The sequence below is a fragment of the Psychrobacter sp. 1U2 genome (assembly GCF_051847575.1).
This window is the reverse complement of record NZ_JBPYDC010000592.1, coordinates 1-953: the sequence shown is the minus strand read 5'-3', so window position 1 is coordinate 953 and position 953 is coordinate 1. Positions and strand designations below refer to the sequence as shown.

Here is a 953-nt window from a genome sequence, read left to right as displayed (position 1 = left end):
TTATATCAATAACAGAGGTAAAAACCAATCTAGCGAGAGCGTGGCTGTTTGACGACGTTATTCATTGAAGGCAAACGCTTTAATAGAATAAATAACCAAACGTTGATCGCCAGCAATAGCACAAAATCAAGCAAATATACCGCTATCTCAGACCAGCTACTACCATAGATGCGAGTAAACAGCACGACCCCACTTGCGCCCAAATAGACTAAAGTGAACATACTACTTATCAACAACGCATAAGGTGAACGACCACGCACAATCCATGGCGTCAATATAAAGGCTGGCAAAAGCCATAATGTCTGCCATGCAATACCGCCCACGATATCGGGGTTACTGACGTTAAACACACTAATAAGAATGGGCAGTGCAAGCATTCTATAAGCTAGCCAAATAAGCCACGTCAACATCAAACGCTGACGAATGGGCGTAATAGGTTTGACAGGTTTACTGGCTTTTTTTGCTGCTGGTTTTGCCTGAGTGTTATTATCTGGACGGTTAGTAGCCATTAGATACGTCTGTTTCCTAGTTTAATAGCATTGTGCTGCACGATATAAAAACAGCTTAGCGGGTCCAATTAGCTTGTGCTAATGCTTTAGCACTAATAGCCAAACGTCGACCTTGAGCGACACCTAGCTCGCGCTCATCATCATTTACAGGCTGGTCATGCAATGCACCGCTCACGTGACTAGCGCCATAAGGCGTACCGCCGCGATGAGTACGATTGAGTGCAGGCTCAGCATAAGGCACACCGACTATCATCATACCGTGATGCAGTAGTGGTAACATCATTGTCAATAAGGTCGTTTCTTGGCCACCATGCATCGAACCGGTCGCTGTAAATACTGAAGCGGGTTTGTTTTGCAGATTACCAGCCAGCCATAGCGTAACAGTATTGTCCCAAAAGTATTTCATGGGCGCGGCCATATTACCAAAATGCGTCGGACTACCAA

2 protein-coding genes are annotated in these 953 nt (G+C 45.1%); both read right to left on the bottom strand.

Features of this window, described 5'->3' with window-relative positions; translation table 11 throughout:
• Positions 1 to 29 precede the first annotated feature (29 nt).
• A complete protein-coding gene (locus ACS8FD_RS17490) occupies positions 30 to 509 on the bottom strand; it encodes a hypothetical protein (protein WP_439263308.1) in 480 nt (159 codons plus the stop codon).
• Between the two features lie 55 nt (positions 510 to 564).
• The coding region (locus ACS8FD_RS17485; RefSeq protein ID WP_439276784.1) for an NAD(P)H-dependent oxidoreductase at positions 565 to 953 on the bottom strand (389 nt) is incomplete at its 5' end.

Coding starts and splice junctions, on each gene's coding strand:
- ACS8FD_RS17490 (WP_439263308.1), bottom strand. CDS start 509: ATGGCTACTAACCGTCCAGATAATAACACTCAGGCAAAACCAGCAGCA.